General features: G+C 72.4%; 19 protein-coding genes. 5 read left to right on the top strand and 14 right to left on the bottom strand.

Annotated elements, in window-relative coordinates; translation table 11 throughout:
- Nucleotides 1-27: 27 nt before the first annotated feature.
- The gene (locus ACH4S8_RS01730) at nucleotides 28-522 is read left to right on the top strand and encodes an FBP domain-containing protein (RefSeq protein WP_398389874.1); all 495 of its coding nucleotides are present in this window, start codon (nucleotides 28-30) and stop codon (nucleotides 520-522) included.
- A 72-nt stretch (nucleotides 523-594) separates the two neighbouring features.
- Here the strand turns inward: ACH4S8_RS01730 and ACH4S8_RS01725 are convergent, their stop codons facing one another.
- The gene (locus ACH4S8_RS01725) at nucleotides 595-1,200 is read right to left on the bottom strand and encodes a TIGR03086 family metal-binding protein (protein ID WP_398389872.1); all 606 of its coding nucleotides are present in this window, start codon (nucleotides 1,198-1,200) and stop codon (nucleotides 595-597) included.
- A 118-nt stretch (nucleotides 1,201-1,318) separates the two neighbouring features.
- Between ACH4S8_RS01725 and ACH4S8_RS01720 the strand changes: the two genes are divergently transcribed.
- Nucleotides 1,319-2,572 carry an aromatic acid exporter family protein gene (locus ACH4S8_RS01720; protein ID WP_398389871.1) on the top strand — a complete coding sequence of 418 codons (1,254 nt, stop codon included), beginning with the start codon at nucleotides 1,319-1,321 and terminating at the stop codon, nucleotides 2,570-2,572.
- A gap of 200 nt (nucleotides 2,573-2,772) precedes the next feature.
- Nucleotides 2,773-4,038, top strand: coding sequence for a lactonase family protein (locus ACH4S8_RS01715; protein ID WP_398389869.1), 1,266 nt, complete (start codon nucleotides 2,773-2,775; stop codon nucleotides 4,036-4,038).
- On the opposite strand, the gene ACH4S8_RS01710 is transcribed toward ACH4S8_RS01715, so the two are convergent.
- On the bottom strand, nucleotides 4,006-4,734 hold the full coding sequence (locus tag ACH4S8_RS01710) for a DUF2470 domain-containing protein (protein WP_398389867.1): 729 nt from the start codon (nucleotides 4,732-4,734) through the stop codon (nucleotides 4,006-4,008). The genes ACH4S8_RS01715 and ACH4S8_RS01710 overlap by 33 nt on opposite strands.
- Nucleotides 4,735-4,897: 163 nt before the next feature.
- Complete coding sequence (locus ACH4S8_RS01705) at nucleotides 4,898-5,506, bottom strand: TetR/AcrR family transcriptional regulator (RefSeq protein ID WP_398389865.1); 609 nt, start codon at nucleotides 5,504-5,506, stop codon at nucleotides 4,898-4,900.
- Between the two features lie 108 nt (nucleotides 5,507-5,614).
- On the opposite strand from ACH4S8_RS01705, the gene ACH4S8_RS01700 reads away from it, so the two are divergent.
- The gene (locus ACH4S8_RS01700; protein WP_398389864.1) at nucleotides 5,615-7,096 is read left to right on the top strand and encodes a cytochrome P450; all 1,482 of its coding nucleotides are present in this window, start codon (nucleotides 5,615-5,617) and stop codon (nucleotides 7,094-7,096) included.
- 209 nt (nucleotides 7,097-7,305) lie between these two features.
- On the opposite strand, the gene ACH4S8_RS01695 is transcribed toward ACH4S8_RS01700, so the two are convergent.
- The gene (locus ACH4S8_RS01695) at nucleotides 7,306-8,151 is read right to left on the bottom strand and encodes a pentapeptide repeat-containing protein (RefSeq protein WP_398389862.1); all 846 of its coding nucleotides are present in this window, start codon (nucleotides 8,149-8,151) and stop codon (nucleotides 7,306-7,308) included.
- A 127-nt stretch (nucleotides 8,152-8,278) separates the two neighbouring features.
- On the opposite strand from ACH4S8_RS01695, the gene ACH4S8_RS01690 reads away from it, so the two are divergent.
- Nucleotides 8,279-9,253 carry an SDR family oxidoreductase gene (locus ACH4S8_RS01690; RefSeq protein WP_398389860.1) on the top strand — a complete coding sequence of 325 codons (975 nt, stop codon included), beginning with the start codon at nucleotides 8,279-8,281 and terminating at the stop codon, nucleotides 9,251-9,253.
- Between the two features lie 3 nt (nucleotides 9,254-9,256).
- Here the strand turns inward: ACH4S8_RS01690 and sigJ are convergent, their stop codons facing one another.
- From sigJ to ACH4S8_RS01640, 10 genes are all read right to left on the bottom strand, one after another.
- Nucleotides 9,257-10,162: an RNA polymerase sigma factor SigJ gene (gene sigJ / locus ACH4S8_RS01685; RefSeq protein ID WP_398389858.1), complete on the bottom strand. Its 906-nt coding sequence runs from the start codon at nucleotides 10,160-10,162 to the stop codon at nucleotides 9,257-9,259.
- A gap of 50 nt (nucleotides 10,163-10,212) precedes the next feature.
- Entirely contained in the window at nucleotides 10,213-11,046 is an 834-nt protein-coding gene (locus ACH4S8_RS01680) for an enoyl-CoA hydratase/isomerase family protein (RefSeq protein WP_398389856.1), read from the bottom strand.
- A gap of 139 nt (nucleotides 11,047-11,185) precedes the next feature.
- The gene (locus ACH4S8_RS01675) at nucleotides 11,186-12,487 is read right to left on the bottom strand and encodes an alpha/beta fold hydrolase (protein ID WP_398389854.1); all 1,302 of its coding nucleotides are present in this window, start codon (nucleotides 12,485-12,487) and stop codon (nucleotides 11,186-11,188) included.
- 133 nt (nucleotides 12,488-12,620) lie between these two features.
- Nucleotides 12,621-13,646 carry a LacI family DNA-binding transcriptional regulator gene (locus tag ACH4S8_RS01670; protein ID WP_398389853.1) on the bottom strand — a complete coding sequence of 342 codons (1,026 nt, stop codon included), beginning with the start codon at nucleotides 13,644-13,646 and terminating at the stop codon, nucleotides 12,621-12,623.
- Between the two features lie 76 nt (nucleotides 13,647-13,722).
- The gene (locus tag ACH4S8_RS01665; RefSeq protein ID WP_398389851.1) at nucleotides 13,723-15,147 is read right to left on the bottom strand and encodes a BNR repeat-containing protein; all 1,425 of its coding nucleotides are present in this window, start codon (nucleotides 15,145-15,147) and stop codon (nucleotides 13,723-13,725) included.
- A 62-nt stretch (nucleotides 15,148-15,209) separates the two neighbouring features.
- Entirely contained in the window at nucleotides 15,210-15,530 is a 321-nt protein-coding gene (locus tag ACH4S8_RS01660; RefSeq protein ID WP_398389849.1) for an L-rhamnose mutarotase, read from the bottom strand.
- A gap of 64 nt (nucleotides 15,531-15,594) precedes the next feature.
- A complete protein-coding gene (gene rhaS, locus ACH4S8_RS01655; RefSeq protein ID WP_398389847.1) occupies nucleotides 15,595-16,680 on the bottom strand; it encodes a rhamnose ABC transporter substrate-binding protein in 1,086 nt (361 codons plus the stop codon).
- Between the two features lie 37 nt (nucleotides 16,681-16,717).
- Nucleotides 16,718-17,713, bottom strand: coding sequence for an ABC transporter permease (locus ACH4S8_RS01650; RefSeq protein WP_398389845.1), 996 nt, complete (start codon nucleotides 17,711-17,713; stop codon nucleotides 16,718-16,720).
- Nucleotides 17,706-18,746 carry an ABC transporter permease gene (locus tag ACH4S8_RS01645; RefSeq protein ID WP_398389843.1) on the bottom strand — a complete coding sequence of 347 codons (1,041 nt, stop codon included), beginning with the start codon at nucleotides 18,744-18,746 and terminating at the stop codon, nucleotides 17,706-17,708. Before ACH4S8_RS01645 ends, ACH4S8_RS01650 begins: the two co-directional genes overlap by 8 nt.
- A gap of 82 nt (nucleotides 18,747-18,828) precedes the next feature.
- Nucleotides 18,829-20,346 (bottom strand): sugar ABC transporter ATP-binding protein, encoded by a 1,518-nt coding sequence (locus ACH4S8_RS01640; RefSeq protein WP_398389841.1) that lies wholly within the window; start codon nucleotides 20,344-20,346, stop codon nucleotides 18,829-18,831.
- Between the last annotated feature and the right edge of the window lie 141 nt (nucleotides 20,347-20,487).

Here is a 20,487-nt window from a genome sequence, read left to right as displayed (position 1 = left end):
TTTTTATCGTCGACACCTGGAGGCCCCATGAGACCGCTCACCGAGCAGGACATCCGCACCTCGTTCATCAACTGTTCCAGGGGCGAGGCGAAGCGGCTCGCGACACCGCGCGATCTGGACGAGCGCCCCTGGGGCGACCTGGACTTCCTGGGCTGGCGAGATCCCGGCGCGCCCGACCGGAGCTGTCTCGTGTCCGAACGGGACGGGAGCCTCGTGGGCGTCACCCTGCGCCTCCCCTCGTCCCGGCGCGGGTTCCCGCACCGCAGCATGTGCTCGCTGTGCCTGACGACGCACCCGGGCGGCGGAGTGTCGCTGATGACGGCGCGCAAGGCGGGCGCGGCGGGCCGCGAGGGCAACTCGGTCGGCATCTACGTCTGCGAGGACCTCGCCTGCTCCCTCTACGTCCGGGGGAAGAAGGCCCTCCGGTCGGGAAGCCGCTTCGAGGAGACCCTCACGACGGAACAGCAGATCGCCCGGACGGTCGGCAATCTGTCCGCCTTCCTGGCGAAGCTGCGCGACTGAAACCGTCCCGCGGGCCCGTCGCCCGCCCCCGCGGACTTCCCGGGAACGGGCGGGGCCGTCGCCTCGGGCTTCTCAGGATCCGGCGGGAGCCCAGTGCGGGTCGCGGCCCAGGAAGGCGAGCAGCGCCTCGGCCCGGCCGGCGCCCTCCGGAACCTCGCGGGCGGCGGCAAACACGCCGAAGGAGTCGCGCAGGTGGTCGGCCAGCCGGTCCGCCGCGAGCCGGGCGCCACCGGCCAGGGCGTCGTCGAGGGGGGACGCCTGGCCGGTCGCCACGGCGATGTCCCAGGCGTGCACGGCCGCGTCCATGGCGGCCGCGGCGGCGGCCACCGGGAACGGCAGCGGCCCGAGCGGTGTCGCCACCTCCTCGGCGTCGGCGGGCAGCCCGGCGTAGACGCCGGCGACTTCGGCGAGGACCTTGTCGAGCTCCGCCGCCACGTCGCCCTCCAGAGCGCCGACCGGGTGGAAGGGGTCCGCCTCGGGCCACCCGGTGCCGGTGACCGCCGCGCCGTACGCCTGCTGGTCGAGCCGGGCGTGGTCGAGCACCTGGGCCGCCGTCCACTCGCTGCACGGCGTCGGCGCCGACCACGCGCCCTCCGGCACGCCCGCGGCCACGGCGCGCAGCCGGTCGTGCGACAGGGTCAGCAGTTCGATGCCCTCGACGTTGCTCGTTGCGCTCATTCCGTGCCTCCTGATGCGGTCGGACCCAGCTGATGCCTTCAATCTAGGACCCCTTGCGGACAGCTTCGGTCCGCAATCGGCACGTTCGGTACCCGTGTTAAACGGGAAGGCCCCAAGGATGCACGAGGCACGTGGTGAGTGGACGGCATCCGTCGCGAAGATCGTGGAGCGGCGCCGGGAGCCGGTGGTCGTCCAGACACTCCGTTCGACGGCCGCCGCGACGATCGCGTACGTGGTGGCCATCCACCTCAGTCCCGAGCCCGCGCCGCTGACCGCTCCCCTGACCGCGCTGCTGGTCGTGCAGGTCACCCTGTACTCGACGATCACCACGGCGATCCGGCGGGTGAACTCCGTGGTGGTGGGCGTCGTCATCGCCATCGGCTTCAGCAGCCTGGTGGGCCTGACCTGGTGGAGTCTGGGTCTGATCATCCTCGCCTCGTTGGTGGTGGGACATCTCGTCCGGGTCGACGAGTTCGTGCCGGAGGTGGCGATCAGCGCCATGCTGGTCCTCGGTGTCACCCGCGTGGGCAGCACCGCGTGGGCCCGTGTGCTGGAGACACTGATCGGGGCGGTCGTCGGCCTCGCCTGCAACCTCGTGCTCGCGCCGCCCGTGTGGGTCGGCGTGGCCGGGGAGCAGATCGAGGACCTGGCACGCCGGATGCGGCAGCTGATGCTGCGGGTCGGCGAGGGCGCCGTCGCGCACACGCCGTTCCACGTGGCGGCCGAGCGGCTGCACGAGGCCCGCCGGCTCGACAACGACATCGCCGGGGTGGACGCGGCCCTGCGGCAGGCCGAGGACAGCCTGAAGCTCAACCCGCGGGTTCGCGAGGGGCTGCTGCACCGGGTCGTGCTGCGCACCGGTCTGGACACCCTGGAGATCTGCACGGTGGTCCTGCGGGTCATCGCGCGCAGCCTCACCGACCTGGCCAAGGAGCGCGAACCACGGCCCCTGTTCGAACCGCGGGCCGGGGCCGTCCTGCAGGAGCTGATGTCCGAGGTCGCCGACGCGATCGTCAGCTTCGCGGTGCTGGTGACCACCGATGTCACCCAGAACGCGGTGTCCGCCGAGGAGCGGCTCAGCGCGGAGCTCGCCACCGCCGCCGCGACCCGCGACAAACTGGCCCGGCTGTTCCTGGAGGAGATCCGGCGCGACCCGAGCCAGTGGCAGCTCCACGGCTCCGTCCTGAGCGAGATCACCCGCATCCTCGACGAGCTGGACACCGAGCACCGCAGCCGGCGGCTGTTCGAGGAGCTGGACCGCTGCACCCGTGAGCAGCACGAGCGCCGGCCGCGTCTGACCCGGATGCAGAACCGGCTGCGCCTGCCGCGCCGCCCCCGGAACCGTTCCACCGCCTCCGGTCGTTCCAGGTGACGAGTACGGTGTCCGGTCGTTCCCGCTCGCCCGGTGCAGCCGGTCGGTGACGGGCCGGGCGAGCCCGTCGAGGACGGCGACCGGTGGCCGCCCCCGCGTTGCGCACGACGCAACGCGCAGGACTGTTCTTGCACTTACGGGGTGTCGCACGCCAAGGTGGCCGTTCCGGCCGAGGCAACCGAACACCCCGAGGTGCAGGCATGAGCAGTGGTGCACGGCCGTCGCGCGGCACGGGCGGCGGCTGGACCAGACGCCGCTTCGTCGGCGTGCTGGCGGGGGCCGCCGGGATCGCGACGGTCCCCGCATGCGCCGCGCCCCGGGCGGACCCCGCCGCGGCGGCGCCGCCCCCGAGGACACCGCCGGCCGGTCCCCCCGTCTCCGCGTCGGCGTCTCCGTCCGCGTCCGCCTCGGCACCGTCGTCCCCGGCTCCCCGCTCCGGTCCGCGGCCGCTGTTCCTGGGCACCTACACCTCGGGCGACGGCGGCGGGAAGGGGATCGGTGTCGCCACGTACGACCCGGCGACCGGTGAGATCACCGGCGGCGGCGTGGTGACGGGTGTCGACAACCCGTCCTTCCTCGCGGTCCACCCGGACGGCCGGACGCTGTACGCCGTCGACGAGCAGGGCGCGGGCGCGGTGACGGCGGTCCGTCTCCCGGAGAACCAGGTGCTCGGCAGCCGCTCCACCGGTGGCGCGGGCCCCTGCCATCTGTCCGTGCATCCGGGCGGCCGCTGGCTGCTGAGCGCGAACTACGCCTCGGGGAGCGTCGCGGTGCATCCCATCGGGGCGTCCGGCGCGCTCGGCGAGCGCACCGATCTGGTCACGCACACGTCCCCGGGGCCCGGTCCCGGCCAACAGGGCCCGCACGCGCACCAGTTCGTCACGAGTCCGGACGGCGGGCATCTGCTCGCCGTCGACCTGGGCACCGACACGGTGTACACCTACCGGCTGGACGGGACCCGGGGCACGCTCACCGAGGTCTCCCGGGCGCGGACGAGGCCGGGCGCGGGCCCGCGCCATCTCACGTTCCACCCCGGCGGCCGGTACGCGTATCTCGCCGACGAGGTGGACGACACCGTGACGGTGTGCGGCTACGACCCGGCGACCGGCCGGCTCACGGTCGGCGAGCCGCAGTCCACGGGCACGGGAAGCGGCACGAGTTACCCGGCCGAGATCCTGGTGACGCCGAACGGTTCGTACGCGTTTCTCGCCAACCGGGGCCACAACAGCCTGACGCGGTACGCGATCGAGGCGGAGGGCGCCCGGCTGCGACTGCTGGACACGGTGCCGGTCGGCGGCGACTTCCCGCGCCACATCGCCCTCTCGCCGGACGGCCGGCTGCTGTTCGCGGCCAACCAGCGGTCGAGCACGGTCACGGTCTTCCGGGTCGACCAGGACAGCGGTGAACTCCGGCGCGCGGGCGAGCCGTTCGCCTCACCCCTCGCGGTCTGTGCGCTGCCGCTGTAGGGGGCGGTGGCAGGAGGCGGCGAGGCTCGCCTGCGTGAGCAGGACGTGCATGCGCTCCGTGAGCTGGGAGACGTCGTCGGCGGGCGCGTGGAACGGCAGGCGTACGTCGCCGTTGCCGCGCGCCCGTTCGATGCGCAGGGTGAATCCGTGGCGGTCCACGGCGAGGGGCTGGACGCGTACCGCGCCGTGCAGGCTGTCCGGTTCGACCAGGCGGGTGAGCCGCTCGACGGCGTCCGGGTGGGCGTCGGCGAGATGGGTGAGGAGGTGGGCCTCGGCGAGGGCGAGCGGGTCGGGCCGGGCGTCGGCCAGTTCGTCCAGGTCGACCACCACGGTCCCGTCGGGCCGGCGCAGCACCGCGCGGGTGGTGCGGAACGACAGCTGCCCGTCCTCGGGGACGAACCAGCCGGCCAGCCAGAGCCGGGCCCGGATCCGGTTCCGTACGGGAACCGGCGCGACATCGGCGAACTCCAGCACGGCGGACGGTTCTCCGCGCGGCGAGCAGATGGCGGCGGCGAGCAGCGCGCTGTCCTCGGGCACCCGCAGGAGCACCCGGCCGTCCTCGGTGACGGAGTGCGAGCCGACGAACTCCTCCCGGCCGCCCTCGGCGCTCACCGCGCAGGACCAGGCCGTGGCGAGCACCGAGCGGGCATGCTCCGCCGCGGCGGGCGCGGCCGTCCAGGTGTGACGGTCACCCATCAGCTTCCTCCTTAGGTAAGGCTTGCCTAACCTATCGAAGATCGGGGCGTACGCCAACCACGCATCGCCCACCGATGGGCACGACGCCGGGTCCACACCCGCCGGAAGACGGCGGGTCCACGCCCGCCGAAGGGGCGGTCGCGGTCACCGCGGAGGCCTGGCCTCAGGGCGTGATCGCGCCGAGCAGCGCCCGCGCACACAGGTCCCGCACCTGGTCACGGGTCAGGTCCGCGCCCCGGAGCCACTCCAGGCACACGGCCGTGGTGAACGCCAGCCACCCGCGGACGGCGATCCGCAGTTCGGGCCGGTCCTCGGCGGACCGCCCGAGTTCGGGATCCGCGGCCAGGGCCTGGAGGATCTGCTGCTCCTGCGCGGCCAGCGCCTGCCGGTAGACCCGGCGCACGGCCTGGTCACCGGCCGCGTCGGCGCGGTGGAAGGCGCGGAACCCGTGCGCGTGCTCCTGCACGTACCCGAGGAAGGTGTCCAGGCCCGCGCCCAGTTGCTCGCGCACCGGGACACCGGGCACCGCCGCGGTCATCCGCAGCATCCGCCCGCTCTCCCGCTCGACCACGGCGGCGAAGAAGTCCCGCTTCGTCGGGAAGTAGTGGTAGAGGAGTCCGCGCGAGACTCCGGCGATCTCGGCGACCTGCTCGATCCAGACGTCGTCGTACGGGCTCTCCGAGAACAGGCGGGCGCCGACCGACAGCAGCTGCTCCCGGCGCTCCTCGGTGCTGAGCCGGCGGCGTGCGCGCTCCCCCTGCTTCCCCGTCATGCCCGCACTTTACTTGACGCCGGTTCAACAACGGGACCAGACTGAACACCGCTATTGAACTCGCGTACAACAGACTCGACCTGCCCGATCAGCAAGGGAGTTGGCGTCATGGCGGAGACGAAGGAGGCGGCGCGGCCCAAGGGGTTCCGCAGCGCGGAGCTGGGCTGGCCGGAGCTGCACCGCATCCCGCACCCGCCGCGCCGCGTCCCCCTGATCGGCGACGTGGTCGGCGCCGACGTCCGTTCCCCGCTGCAGGACTCCATGAGGTTCGGGCGGCAGCTCGGACCGATCTTCCGGCGCCGGGCCTTCCGCAACGAGATCGTCTTCGTCTGGGGCGCGGATCTCGCCGCCGAACTGGCCGACGAGTCGCGGTTCGCCAAGCACGTGGGCCTGGGAGTGGCCAACCTGCGCCCGGTCGCCGGGGACGGACTGTTCACCGCCTACAACCACGAGCCCAACTGGCAGCTGGCGCACGACGTCCTCGCCCCCGGTTTCAGCCGCGAGGCCATGGAGGGCTACCACCCGATGATGCTGGCCGTGACCGAGCGGCTGACGGACCACTGGGACCGGGAGCAGGCCGCGGGCCGCGCGGTGGACGTGCCCGGCGACATGACGAAGCTGACGCTGGAGACGATCGCCAGGACCGGCTTCGGCCACGACTTCGCCTCGTTCGAGCGCTCCCGGCCGCACCCCTTCGTGAACGCGATGGTGGGCACGCTGACCTACGCGCAGCGCCTCAACGTCGTCCCGGTCCCGCTGGCCCCGCTCCTGCTGCGGGGTGCCTCCCGGCGCAACGCGGCGGACATGGCGTACCTCAATCGCACGGTCGACGCCGTGGTGGCCGCCCGCCGGTCCGGCGGCGGCGACGGCGACCTGCTGGACCGCATGCTGGAGACGGCGCACCCCGGGACCGGGGAGCGGCTGACCCCAGAGAACATCCGCCGCCAGGTCATCACGTTCCTGATCGCCGGCCACGAGACCACCTCGGGCGCCCTGTCCTTCGCCCTGCACTACCTCTCCCGGCACCCGGAGGCCGCCGCCCGTGCCCGCGCCGAGGTCGAACGCGTCTGGGGCGGCACGGACCGGCCGGGCTACGAGCAGGTCGCGAGGCTCCGCTACGTCCGCCGGGTCCTCGACGAGTCGCTGCGCCTGTGGCCGACGGCACCGGCGTTCGCGCGCGAGGCCCGGCACGACACCGTGCTCGGCGGTGTCCACCCGATGCGGCAGGGGGCCTGGGCGCTGGTCCTGACCGCGATGCTGCACCGCGACCCGCAGGTGTGGGGCGCCGACGCGGAGGAGTTCGACCCGGACCGCTTCGACGCGAAGGCGGTACGGGCCCGGCCCGCGCACACCTTCAAGCCGTTCGGCACCGGCGCGCGCGCCTGTATCGGCCGCCAGTTCGCGCTGCACGAGGCGACGCTGGTCCTCGGACTGCTGCTGCGCCGCTACGACCTGCGGCCCGACCCCGGCTACCGGCTGCGGGTGGCCGAGCGGCTGACCCTGATGCCGGAGGGACTGCGCCTGCACCTGGAACGGCGTGCGCCGGTGGTGCCGGGGCGGGAGACGACCCTGGCCCGGGCGGCCGACTGACGCCCCGATCGCGGCCCGGGCGGCCGACTGACGCCCCGATCGCGGCCCGGGCGGCCGACTGACGCCCCGATCGCGGCCTGCGCGGCCGGCTGCCGCCACCGTCGCGGCCGGGGTGTCCCGGCTCTCGGCCCCGGGCGGGCCCCGGCCGCACGAGGTGCCGTACGGCCCGCTCCCGTGCCGGGGAACGCCTCCGGGGCCGAGGAGCCCCCTCAGCCTCGAGAGGTCCAGTGGCCGGGGCGGGAGACCGAGTCCGGGAGCCGGGTGCCGGCGCTGCCGCGGGCCGCGTTCAGCTGCGGCTGGGTGAGGAAGAGCGCCCCGGTCAGATCGGCGTCGGTGAGGTCGGTGTCCCGGAGGTCGGCGCCGATCAGATCGGCGCCGCGCAGATCGGCCCCGGTGAGGTCGGCGGCGATGAGGAGGGCTCCGCGCAGACTCGCGCCGCGCAGGTCGGCACCCTTGAGACGGGCGCCCATCAGATCCGCGCCGCGCCGGTCCTTCCTCCTGCCCCCGCCGGTCCCCGCCCGGACGAGTTCGCTGGTCCGCAGCAGCAGTTCGCCGACCTCCTGCCGGTGCGCGCCGACGTCCAGCGCGGCCAGTTCCTCCGGCGTCCCCCGGGTGAGGCGCTCGGTCGCGGAGAGCAGGCGCCGGACGTCCGCGTGCACCGGCCGCGCGGCGGGGAGCGTGAGTGCCTCGTTCAGGTACCAGAGCAGTTCGTGGAGGTGGCGCACGACGGGGAACACGTCGAACATCCGCCGGGCGCGCTCCGTGGGCCCCGAGCGCCAGTCCACTCCGCCGAAGGTCACCTGGGAGACGTGCTGCCCGGCGCCGAAGCAGTCGTAGACCGTGCAGCCGGAGAAGCCCGCCGGCCGCAGCCGGGTGTGGATGCCGCACCGGGAGTCGCTCCGCAGGTTCGGGCAGGGCTCGCCCGCGCCCTTGTCGATCGCGAAGTCGGCCGAGCGGGCGAAGGGAAGGGCGACGCAGCACAGTCCGAAGCACCGGTCGCAGTCGGCGCGCAGTTCGGTGCGGGGGTCAGGGGATGTACTGCCGTACTCGTGCATGGCCTCCACCCTACTCAAAACGGACTCGCCCCGAACCGAGCCGACTTGGTCTCCCGGACCCCGCGCGAGGGCTTTCCCGTGCTCCGGGGCCGGATGTACCGCGTCGGCACCGGGTATCGAATCCGCCATGGACTCCACGGCGCTTCCCGGTCTCCCCGCCCCTCCCCCGCTGGGCGCGAGCGCCCTGCCGGCCGGGACGTACGACGGCTCGCTGGTGCTGGTCACCGGTGGCGGCACCGGACTCGGGAGGGCGATCGCGGCGGAGTTCGCGCGGCTGGGCGCCGACCTTCTGATCGTCAGCCGCCGCGAGCGGCATCTCGCTCCCGCCCGGGCCGAGTTGGCGAAGCTGGGCACCAGGGTCGAGTCCGCCGTCTGCGACATCCGGGACCCGAAGCGCGTCTCCGAGGTGTTCGACGCATGTCCGCTGCCCGACGTCCTGGTCAACAACGCGGCCGCGAACTTCCCCGTCGCCACCGAGGACATGTCCCCCAATGCCTGGCAGGCGGTCGTCGACATCACCCTCACCGGAACGTTCCTGATGACCCGTGAGTTCGGGCGACGGCATCTGGCGGCAGGCACGCCCGGGTCGGTCATCGACGTCGGCGCGTCCTACGCCTGGACCGGCGGCCCCGGTCACGCGCACAGCGCGGCGGCCAAGGCGGGTGTGGAGAGCCTGGTGCGGACACTCGCCGTCGAGTGGGGACCGTACGGCATCCAGGTCAACGGTCTGGTGCCCGGGTTGATGCCGCACGGGGACATGACGGAGGACATCCGCGGCAATCTGACCCGGGCCACGACCGCGACGGCCACGGCGGCTCCGGTGGCCACCGGAGCCACGGGGACCGCGGGGACCACCGCGGACGACGGGGACGGCGAGGGCGACGGGGTGCGCGACGCGCTCGGGCGGCGCCAGCCGGCCCTGCGCGTCGGCGCCCCCCGCGAACTCGGCTGGGCCGCCACCTTCCTGGCGTCCCCCTACGCCCGTTTCATCACCGGTCACACCCTGGTGGTGGACGGCGCCAACTGGCAGCGCAGGGACGTGGTCGGCGCGCCTGTCACGCCGGTGCGGGACCAGCTGGGGCGTGGTCCCTTCACCGGCTGACCGTCACTGCCCCGGCTTCTCCCCCGCGAGATCGAGCCGGGCGAGCCGTTCGGGGTCGGCCAGGATGTGCATCGCGACGATCCTGCCGTCGACGACGGTGACACCCATGACCGACTGCGGCCGGCCGTCGACGATCGCGACGACGCCCGCTTCGCCGTTGACCTGGACGAGCCGCGAACTCGCCGCGAACCGGCGGAAGGCGAGCGCCTGCCGGGCCACCGCCTCGGCGCCGCGCACCAGCTTGGACACGGTCACACCGCCGACCAGGGCGCCCGCGTCGGCACGCAGCACGACATCGGGATCGAGGACGGCGACGAGCGCCTCGAAGTCCCCGCTGCGTGAGGCCGCGAGGAAGGCGCCGAGGACCTCCCGCTGCCGGACGGCGTCCCGCTCGGGCTCGGGTGCGGCTCCCTTGACCCGACGGCGCGCCCGGCTGGCGAGCTGCCGGGTGGCGGCCGCGTTGCGGCCCACGACGGGCGCGATGTCGTCGAAGGGCACCGCGAACATGTCGTGCAGCACGAACGCGAGCCGCTCGGCGGGTTCCAGGGTCTCCAGGACGACGAGGAGGGCGAGCCCCACCGAGTCGGCCAGCAGCACCTCCTGTTCGGGGTCGATCCGGTCGAGCGGGCTGACCACCGGGTCGGGGACGAAGGTGCCGGAGGGCTCCAGCGGGTCCTCGCGGCGCGCGGCGCGCGAGCGCAGCATGTCCAGGCACACCCGGCCGGTCACGGTGGTCAGCCAGCCGCCCAGGTTCTTGATCTCGTCCGAGCCGGTGCGGCCGAGCCTCAGCCACGCCTCCTGGACGGCGTCGTCCGCCTCGCTGAGCGATCCCAGCATCCGGTAGGCCACGGCGCGCAGCCGGCCCCGGTGCTCCTCGAACCGGTCCGCGAGCAGTTCACTGTCGTGCATCGATCCCCCTGTCTCGTCGTACGCACCAGTGACCGATCAAAACACGTGGGTCATTTTCCCTCGAAGCGGGGCGCGCGGCGGGCGCCCTTGGCCGTGTATCCCTCCGCCGCGTCGTCGGAGGTGAGGGTGAGCGCGGCCGACAGGGCGGTCCGGTCGAGAGCGGCGGTCAGCGGGGCTTCGGCGTAGGCGTCGATGTCATGCTTGACGCCTTGCACAGCGAGCGGCGCGTTCGCCGCGATCTGCGCGGCGACGGCTCGGGCCGTCTGCTCCAACTCGGTCTCTTCCACGACGACTTGGACGAGGTGCAGACGTTCGGCCGTCGTCGCGTCCAGCCGTCTCCCGGTCAGCGCGAGGTACTTCGCCCACCCCGCGCCCGCCTCACGGGCGATCCGCAGATCTCCGCCGGCGTCGACGGCGAGCCCCAACTGGGCCTCGGGCAGGGCGAACACGGCGTCGCGCGCGGCGATCCTGATGTCGGCCATGAGCGCCAGCTCGAACCCGAAGCCGAGGCAGTAGCCCCGCACGGCCGCGACGACGGGCTGCGGGAGCCGCGCGAAGGCCGCGAAGCGCTCGTGGGCCCAGCGGATGCCCTCGTAGTAGGCGCGGGCGCGCTCGGCGCCCGAGCGGCCGGTGATCGCGCCGCCCGGGGCGCTCACGTCGATCCCGGCGCAGAAGGCGCGTCCCTCGGCCCGCAGCAGCACGGCCCGGACCGACGGGTCGAAGCGGATCCGGTCGGCGAACAGGCCGAGCTGGCGAGTGGACTCCCAGCTCCACGCGTTGAGTTTCGCGGGCCGGCACAGGGTGAGGACGCCGACGCCGTCCTCGATGTCGAGGCGGAGCCGCTCCTCACCCTCCGGGACGTCCGTGCGGGTGGTGTCGATCATCCGTACCCCCTCAGGATTCTGACGGACCGTCAGAATCCTAGAGGAGATCCCCGAGGAGGGAGGGTGCCGACCGGGAGAGGAGGGCGGGGTTCCGGCCGAGAGGAGGAAGGGTGCCGGCCCGGAGCGGAGAGCGGACGACTCAGACGTCGTCGCGCGTGAGCGCCAGCAGCCGGTCCAGTACACGCGGGCCGCCGGCCCGTACCCCGTCGTGCTCGAACTCGTCGGTCACCCAGGTGCGCAGCCCCCGGACGGCACGGGCGGTGCGCAGCGAGTGCTCGGTGTCGACGTACATGTCGTCGTGGTAGACCGCCGCCGCGACCGGCACCTCGTTCACGGCGAGGCGGGCCGGGTCGTACAGCGGCGCCCAGTCGGTGCGGGCGGCCAGTTCCTCGGCGGTGTCGCGCAGCGGGCGCAGCGCCGGGTCGGTCTCGAACATCCAGGGGTGCACGGACTCGCCGGTGAACAGCAGCGGCCCGTCGTCCGCGAGGGTCTTGGCCGCGTCGAACTGCGGGAACTCGGCGCGTACGCGCTCGGCGGACCAGGCGGTGGGGCGGCCGCCCTGGGCGTAGATGGCCTCGTGGACCAGCGCGTACAGCGGGTGGCCCGCGTAGGACAGGAGCCCCTGGACCTCCTCCTGGAAGGCGTCGGAGAGGGCGAGTCCCTGCGGGGTGCGGACGAAGGCGTCCTCCAGCAGGTAGTGCAGGCGGTGGCTGCCGTCGCTGCCGCCGAGGAGGATGCCGAGCGACTGGAAGGCCTCGGCGGTCAGGCGGTAGCCGCCGCTCAGCACGGGCTCGTGCTGGAGCAGGTGCTCCGCGATCCGGCGGGCGCGCTCGACGTCCTGCGGATAGCGAGCGTAGTGCGCGGCGACCTTGCGCTCGATGCGCGGGTAGGCGGCGCGGTAGACGTCGTCGGCGTGGGCGTCGAGGGAGGGCAGGCCACCGGTGACGACGGCGGCGCTCAGCCCCTCGGGGGCGCTGGAGAGGTAGTGCACGGTGCAGAAGCCGCCGAAGCTCTGGCCCAGCACCGTCCAAGGCGCTCCGCCGGTGAGTCCGGGCCGGATGGCCTCGCAGTCGCGGACGATGGAGTCGGCGCGGAAGAGCGCGAGGTGGTCGGCCTGCTCGCGGGGGCCGCCGCGCAGCGGGAGCGTCTGCCGGTTGGCGGGGGTGGACGCGCCGGTGCCGCGCTGGTCGAGGAGCAGGACACGGAAGTCCTTCAGCGCCCGGTCGAGCCACGCCTGACGGCCGACGAAACGATTCGCCCCGAAGCCGGGGCCACCCTGGAGGTAGACCATCCACGGCAGATTCTGGTGCGCCTTGTCGCTCGCGACGACCTCGCGGGCGAACAGTTCGATGCTCTCGCCCGTCGGTCGGTCGTGGTCGAGCGGCACGGTGAAGCGGTGGTCGGTGAGGACGACACCGGGCTGGCGGTAGCTGACGGTCAACAGGTCTCCCGAGACGTACGGATTCCAGGCTGTCCCAGTTGAGCACATGTTGCCCGGGCTCCGCGGCCCGGGGAGCGGGAAGGCGAACTGAACAGTGACTCAGCAGCCGGGTGACGGGGAACTGAACCGCTGGTCAGCGCGCCGCCAGGCTGGAACGGCGCACCACCAGCTCCGGCTGGAGCACGACCCGGCGGTGCTCGTGCGGCACGGGCGCGGTCTCCGCGTCGATCTCCTCCAGGAGAAGCTCGGCCGCGAGGGCGCCCATGGTCACGGCCGGCTGGCGCACGGAGGTGAGCGGGACGACCGCGGCGGCGGCGAACTCGATGTCGTCGTAACCGACGATCGCGAGGTCGTCGGGCACGCCGACACCGGCCGCGTACATGGCCTGCAGGACGCCGAGGGCGAGCAGGTCGTTGGCGCAGAAGACGGCGGTGGGGCGCTCGGCGAGGCCGAGGAGCCGGGCGCCGGCGTCGCGTCCCGCGGCCACGTCGAGGCGCTCGGTGGGCAGCTCGCGCAGACGCTCCGGGCCGAGGCCCGCCTCGGCCAGGGCGTTCAGGGCGCCCGTACGGCGGTCCCTCACCTGGCTGAGGCCGGGCGGTCCGCTGACGTACGCGATCGAGCGGTGTCCGGCGTCCACCAGGTGCCGGACGGCCAGCGCGCCGCCCGCCACGTCGTCGACCGAGACCGAGCACTCGGTGGTGCCCTCGGAGACCCGGTCGACCAGCACGAAGGGGATGCCGTTGCGGCGGAAGGCCTCGATGTTGCGCCCGCTCGCGTCCGACGGCGTCAGCAGCACCCCGCGCACCCGCTGCTCGGCGAAGAGCGACAGGTAGTCGGCCTCCTCGCTCGGGGACTGCGCGCTGTTGCAGACCATCACTCCGAGTCCGGTCTTCCGGGCGGCGCGCTCGGCGCCGCGCGCGACGTCCACGAAGAACGGGTTGCCCATGTCGAGGACGAGGAGGCCCATGATCCGGCTGCGCCCGGCCCGCAGCTGGCGGGCCGACTCGCTGCGTACGTAGCCGAGCCGGTCTATGGCGGACTGGACGCGTGCCCGGGTCTCGGAGGCCACCGAATCGGGGCGGTTGATCACGTTCGAGACCGTGCCGACCGAGACCCCGGCGGCACGGGCGACGTCCTTGATACCCACCGACTGGGCCATCAGGCGGGAACCTCCAGAAGAACGAGAAGCGGCAGGCCGGCCCTCAGATTACCCGCGAGCGGGCCGGAACCCGTGGTCATGCGGGCAGCCTGAAATCGATGACGTTCAGGGCCGACGGCGTGGTCCCGCCGGACTTCTCCTGGTACATCACGGACAGCGTTCCGTCCTGTGGGACGCGCGTCTCGTCGATCACGACCTCGCCGAACGCGTTCAGGCCGCCGCCGCCGAACAGGAGCGTCCAGTCGGTGTGCCCGGAGGACTTCGAGGCGCCCGCGATCCGCCCGAACGGCAGGATCGCGTACGCGTTGTCGTACCGGTCGAGGACCAGCCTGGTGCGCTGGCTGGAGCCGAGGGCGACCGGGATCTCGGTCTTGGTCCAGCCGCCCGAGGAGCCCTTGCGGAGATGGAAGGCCCGTCCGTTCGCCGTGCGGTCCGCCACGTAGTTCGTGGTGCACTGTCCGAAGCGTCCGGGCACATAGCTGATGATCGCGTGCGGCAGCCCCGCGGAGTCGGTGGCCTGGCTCTCCTGGTTCATCAGGGAGTGGTCGGGGCCGAGGGAGTCCACGACGAGTCCGGCGCCGGTGACGGCGACGGTGCCCGGGGTTCCGGTGGTGCCGACGACGGTGCCCGCGTCGTTGCGCCAGCTGCGGCCCCGGTCGGTGGAGTAGACGTAACCGGTGTCGTGGTTGGTGATGCCGCCGGGGTCGCACATGACAGCGGCGTTCTGCTCGCGCCAGGTGAAGAAGGAGTGCAGCCGGCCGTTCACGTCGTAGTCGATCCCGTGCAGATACATGTTGCGGGCGGTGCTCGACCCGTGCGCGCCGGTGTAGGCCCCGGTGGAGGAGGACCATTCGCCGAGCGCGGTCCAGGACGAACCGTCGTACTCCGCCAGCGCGTTGCGCCCGTTCCCCGAGACACCGACGCGGTAGCTGAGCTGGAGGCGGCCCTCGGGGGTCGCGACGAACTGCGGATAGGTGAACTGCGCGGTGAGCGCGAGGCCGTCGAGGGAGGTCTGGACGGCCCCGAGGACGGCGGAGGTCCAGGCCGTCGACGCGGGGTTGTCGAGCAGCCCGGCAACGGACTTGACGTAGAAGAAGCCGTCGCTGTGCGAGTCCATGTTCAGGTGCAGCCGGCCGTCGGTCCTGGAGACGCCCATGGAGATCACGTTGTGGGAGTCGTCGCTCTTGAGCTTGTGGCCGAGCGTGATCGTGGACCAGCCTGCGGCACCCAGCGCCCGGCGGGCGACGACCGCGCTGCGGTCGGCGGTGTACCAGGCCGCGTACTGGTAGCCGCGGTAGGTCAACAGGCCGTTCTTCTGGAACGAGTTGTTGTTGACCAGCCCGTCGTAGGAGACGAAGTAGAGGGCCCGGTCGTCGAGTCGGGTGGTGCCGGTCCGGGTGACGGAGGGGCCGGGGGCGGCCGCCCGGGCCGTCCCCGCCGTGAGGGCGGGGCCCGCCACGGCACCCATCAGGGCCGTCGTCAGCACGGTGCGTCGTCTCATGTACGGGCTCCTCGATCGGTCTTCGGGCGTGCGGGGCACAGGAGTTGGCCGGGCGGTGCGGGTCAGGCGAGGTGGAACACCTCGGTGAGGGGCTTCATGGCCTCGTCCGGCCTGGCGCCGTCCAGCGCGGTGAAGAACGGCGCCATCTCCGCCTGCCAGCGGGTGTTGACGTCGGTGGCCTCCATGGCGGCCCGCGCGGCCGCGAAGTCCCCGGTCTCCAGATAGCCGACCAGCAGGCCGTCCTCGCGCAGGAAGAGCGAGTAGTTGTGCCAGCCCGCGGCCGAGAGCGCGTCGAGCATCTCGGGCCACACGGCGGCGTGCCGCTCGCGGTACTCGTCGAGGCGGTCCGCACGGACCTTCAGCAGGAAGCACACGCGTTGCATCGATGACCCTCCGGGGCCTGGGGCCGGGCCGGCGCGAACGGTGGAGCACCGGCCCGGCGGGACGTCAGAAGTCGAACTGGTCGATGTTCTTCGCGTCGAAGATGGTGGGCTTGCCGAGGCTGATCACACCGTCCTTGCCGATGGTGAACGAGCCCATGTCACCGGCCTTGAAGGTCTCGCCCTCCTTGCCCGTGATCTGCCCCGAGGAGAGCGCCACGGCCGTACGGGCGGCCAGCTCGCCGAGCTTGGCCGGGTCCCACAGCTCGAAGGCCTCGACGGTGCCGTTCTTGACGTACTTGCGCATGTCGTTCGGGGTGCCGAGGCCGGTCAGCTTGACCTTGCCCTTGTACTTGGAGCCGGACAGGTACTGGGCGGCCGCCTTGATGCCGACCGTGGTCGGGGAGATGATCCCCTTCAGGTCCGGGTGCTCCTGGAGCAGACCCTGCGTCTGCTGGAAGGACTGCTGGGCCTCGTCGTTGCCGTAGGCGACCTTGACCAGCTTGACGTCCTTGTACTTGGGGTCCTTCAGCTCGTCCTTCATGTAGTCGATCCAGGTGTTCTGGTTCGTCGCGGTCTGTCCGGCGGACAGGATCGCGATCTCGCCCTTGTAGCCGATCTGCTGCGCGAGCAGTTGCACCTCGGTACGGCCCAGGTCCTCGGCGCTCGCCTGCGAGACGAAGGCGTTGCGGCAGTCGGTCTTGGTGTCGGAGTCGTAGGTGACGACCTTGATCTTGTTCGTCATGGCCTGCTTGAGCGCGGTGCACAGGGCGCCCGGGTCCTGCGCGGAGACCGCCATCGCGTCGACCTGCTGCTGGGTGAGCGTGTTGACGTAACTCACCTGGCCGCTGGTGTCGGTGGCGCTGTTGGTGCCGACCTCCTTGTAGGTGGAGCCCAGTTCGGTCAGCGCCTTCTCTCCGCCCTTGTCGGCGGAGGTGAAGTACGGGTTGTTGACCGCCTTGGGCAGGAAGCCGACGGTGAGGCCCTTCTTGGTGGCCGCGTTCGGGTCGGCCTTGGCGCCGGCGGCTGCACCCGAACCGCCGGAGTCCTTCACGTCGTTCTTGGTGGTGCCGCCGCAGGCGGTGACGGCGAGGGCGAGGGAGGTGACGGCGGCGAGCGCCGCACAGGCACGGCGGATCGATGACTTGCGCATGGGTGAGGGTTCCTTTACGAGGGTGAGCGGAACGGAATTACGAGACCGGAGCCGAGGCGGCGGCTCTGCGGCCCGCCCTCGCCACGGAGATCTGGCGCCCGACCCGGGGGCCGAGCACGGAGACGACGAGCAGGACGCCGGTGACGACGATCTGCGACTGCGCGGAGACGTTGAGGAGGCTCATCACGTTCTGGAGCGAGCCGAGCAGGAAGACGCCCGCGATCGCGCCGCCGAGCGTGCCCTTGCCGCCGTCGAAGTCGATGCCGCCGAGCAGGACGGCGGCCACGACGGACAGTTCGAGCCCGGTGGCGTTGTCGAAGCGGGCGCTGGCGTAGTGCAGGGCCCAGAACACCCCGGTCAGCGAGGCCATGAAGCCGGTCGCGACGAACAGGATCAGCTTCTGCCGCTTGACCCGGATGCCGGCGAACCGGGCAGCCTCCTCATTGGCACCGATCGCGAACGCGGAGCGCCCGAAGGGGGTTGCGTGCAGCACGACCACGGCGACGGCGAACAGCACCAGGAAGAGCGGGAGGGCCTGCGGGACGAAGCTCTCCCCGATGCGTCCGGCCGCGAAGTCCTGGTACTGGGTGGGGAAGTCGGTGACCGCGTCGGAGCCGAGCACGATCTGGGCGATGCCCCGGTAGGCGGCGAGCGTGCCGATGGTGACGGCGAGGGACGGCAGTCCGAGACGGGTCACCAGCAGGCCGTTGACGAGCCCGCACACCACGCCGAGCACGAGACAGAGCGGGATGATCGTCTCGATCGCCATGCCCTGGTTCCACAGGGCGCCCATCACCGATCCGGAGAGCCCGGCCGTGGAGGCGACGGACAGGTCGATCTCGCCGGCCACCACGAGCAGGGTCATGGGCAGCGCGATCAGCGCGATCGGCAGGGTGTTGCCGATCAGGAACGACAGGTTGAGCGCGTTGCCGAAGCCGTCCACGAAGGAGAAGGAGAAGAGCAGCAGGACGATGAGGAGGGCGCCGACGACCGTGTCCCAGCGGACGGCGCGCGCGGATACGGAGTCAGCCATGGCGGGCGTTCCTCTTCTTCAGGGCGGCGGCCACGCGCAGGGCGACGATCCGGTCGACCGCGATGGCGAGGATGAGCAGGACGCCGTTGATGGCGAGCACCCAGACGGAGCTGACGCCGAGGGCGGGCAGGACGCTGTTGACCGAGGTGAGCAGCAGGGCGCCGAGCGCGGCTCCGTAGACGCTGCCGGAGCCGCCGGTGAAGACGACGCCGCCGACCACGACCGCGCTGACGACGGTGAGTTCGTAGCCGTTGCCGGTACCGGAGTCGACGTTGCCGAACCGGGCGAGGTAGAGGACGCCCGCGAGTCCGGCGAGGCCGCCGCAGACGACGTACGCGGTGAGGATGCGCCCCCGGACCGGGATGCCGGCGAGCCGCGCGGCCTCCGGGTTCGAGCCGAGCGCGTAGAGCTCGCGGCCGCTGCCGAAGTGCTTCAGGTAGTACGCGGCCACCACCAGGACGGCCAGGGCGATCAGCGCGAGATACGGGACCGCCGAGAGGCCGCCGGAGCCGAAGTCGACGAAGCCGCCGGGGAGATCGGCCGCCGTGATCTGGCGGGGGCCGACCCAGATGGAGTCGACGCCGCGGATGATGTAGAGGGTGCCGAGGGTGACGACGAGCGCGGGTACCTGGCCGAGGCTGACGAGCGCGCCGTTGACCAGTCCGCAGCCGACGCCGAGCAGTACCGCCAGGAGGACCGCGACGACGGGGTTCCCGCCGCCCTGGAGGTAGGTGCCGGCCGCGAAGGCGCTGATGCCGAGGGTCGAGCCGACCGACAGGTCGACGTTGCGGGTGATGACGACGAGGGACTGGCCGGTGGCGACGAGCACGAGGATGGTCGCGTTCAGCAGCAGGTCCTTGATGCCCTGCTCGGACAGGAACTCGCTGTTGCCCAGCTGGGTGACGGCGATCATCACCAGGAAGACGGCCAGGATGGCGAGTTCACGCATCTTGAAGACGCGGTCCACCAGCCGGGTGCCGCTGGACCTGGGCACCTCGGTGGCGGGGGCGGGGGTGGGCGCGGTGACCGTCATGCGGCGGCCCTCCGGGGGATGATCGGGGTCATGCGGGCAGCCTTCTCGACGGCGGTCGTGCGGGCGGCCCTCTCGACGGCTGTCATGCGGCGGCCCTCCCGGTGGCGGCGGCCATCACGGATTCCTCGGTGGCTTCGGAGCGCGGTATCTCGGCGGTGAGCCGGCCCTCGTGCATCACGAGCACGCGGTCGGCCATGCCGAGGATCTCGGGCAGATCGGAGGAGATCATCAGGACGGCCACCCCGTCGGCGGCCAACTCGCTGAGCAGTCGGTGCACTTCGGCCTTGGTGCCGACGTCGATGCCGCGGGTGGGCTCGTCGACGATCAGCACCTTGGGTCCGGTGGCCAGCCATTTGGCGAGGACGACCTTCTGCTGGTTGCCGCCGGAGAGCGTGGCGACGGTGTCGGCGATCCGGGCGTACTTCACCTGGAGCCTGACCGCCCAGTCGAGGGAGCGGCTGCGTTCGGCCCCGCGGTCCATCAGGCCCGCCCTGACCGTCGTGCGCAGCCCGGTCAGGCCGATGTTGCGCTCGATGGACATGTCCATCACCAGGCCCTGGGCGCGCCGGTCCTCGGGGACGAGGGCGAGTCCGGCCGCCATGGCGGTGGAGGGGGCGCCGTTCGTCAGCGCCCTGCCGTCGACCTCCACCTCCCCCGCGTCCCAGCGGTCCACGCCGAACACCGACCGGGCGACCTCCGTGCGGCCGGCGCCGACGAGCCCGGCGAGTCCGACGATCTCGCCGCGCCGGACGTCGAAGGAGACGTCGGTGAAGACGCCCTCGCGGGTCAGCCGGCGCACGCTCAGGGCGACTTCGCCCGCCTCGACGTCCTGCTTGGGGTAGAGCTCGTCGAGGTCGCGGCCGACCATCCGGCGTACCAGGTCGTCCTCGGTCATGCCCTCCAGCGGCTCGCTGGAGATCAGGGCCCCGTCGCGCAGGGTCGTGACGCGCCCGCAGATCCGGAAGATCTCCTCCAGCCGGTGCGAGATGAACAGCACCGCGGAGCCCTGCTCGCGCAGGGTGCGGACCACGCCGAACAGCCGGGCCACCTCGCTGCCGGTGAGGGCGGCGGTCGGCTCGTCCATGATCAGGACGCGGGCGTCGAAGGAGAGCGCCTTGGCGATCTCGACGATCTGCTGGTCGGCGATGGACAGTCCGCGCGCCGGGCGCTCGGGGTCGAGTTCGACGCCGAGCCGTTTCATGAGGGCCGCGGTCGCCGCGCGGGTGGCCTTGTGGTCGATGCGGCCGAAAGCCCGCCGGGGCTGACGGCCCATGAAGATGTTCTCGGCGATGGACAGGTCGGGGAAGAGGGTCGGCTCCTGGTAGATCACCGCGATGCCCGCGTCGCGGGCGTCGGCGGGACCGTGGAAGACGGTGGGTTCGCCGTCCAGCAGCACCTGGCCGGCGTCCGGTCGGTGCACGCCGGCGAGCGTCTTGATGAGGGTCGACTTGCCCGCGCCGTTCTCTCCGGCGAGCGCGTGCACCTCTCCGGGGAACAGTTCCAAGGACACGTCCCGCAGGGCGCGTACGGCGCCGAAGGACTTCGAGATGTCCTTCAGCGCCAGCACCGGGGCCGGTCCCGTGTCGGACGGGTGGGTCATGAGGGGCTCCTCGACGACGTCGGCGGGACGGCCCCACAGCGTCGTGAAAGGTTTCAATTGGATTGCCGGGACGTTAGACATGCCACCCAGGTCGCGTCAATGGGTTCGTGCCGAAATTCTTCGACGGCCCGGCGTCACAAG

It is taken from the genome of Streptomyces sp. NPDC021080, from assembly GCF_044333225.1.
GTDB lineage: Bacteria > Actinomycetota > Actinomycetes > Streptomycetales > Streptomycetaceae > Streptomyces.
Note: the sequence above shows the minus strand (reverse complement) of the source record. Positions and strands in the feature narration are given on the sequence as shown.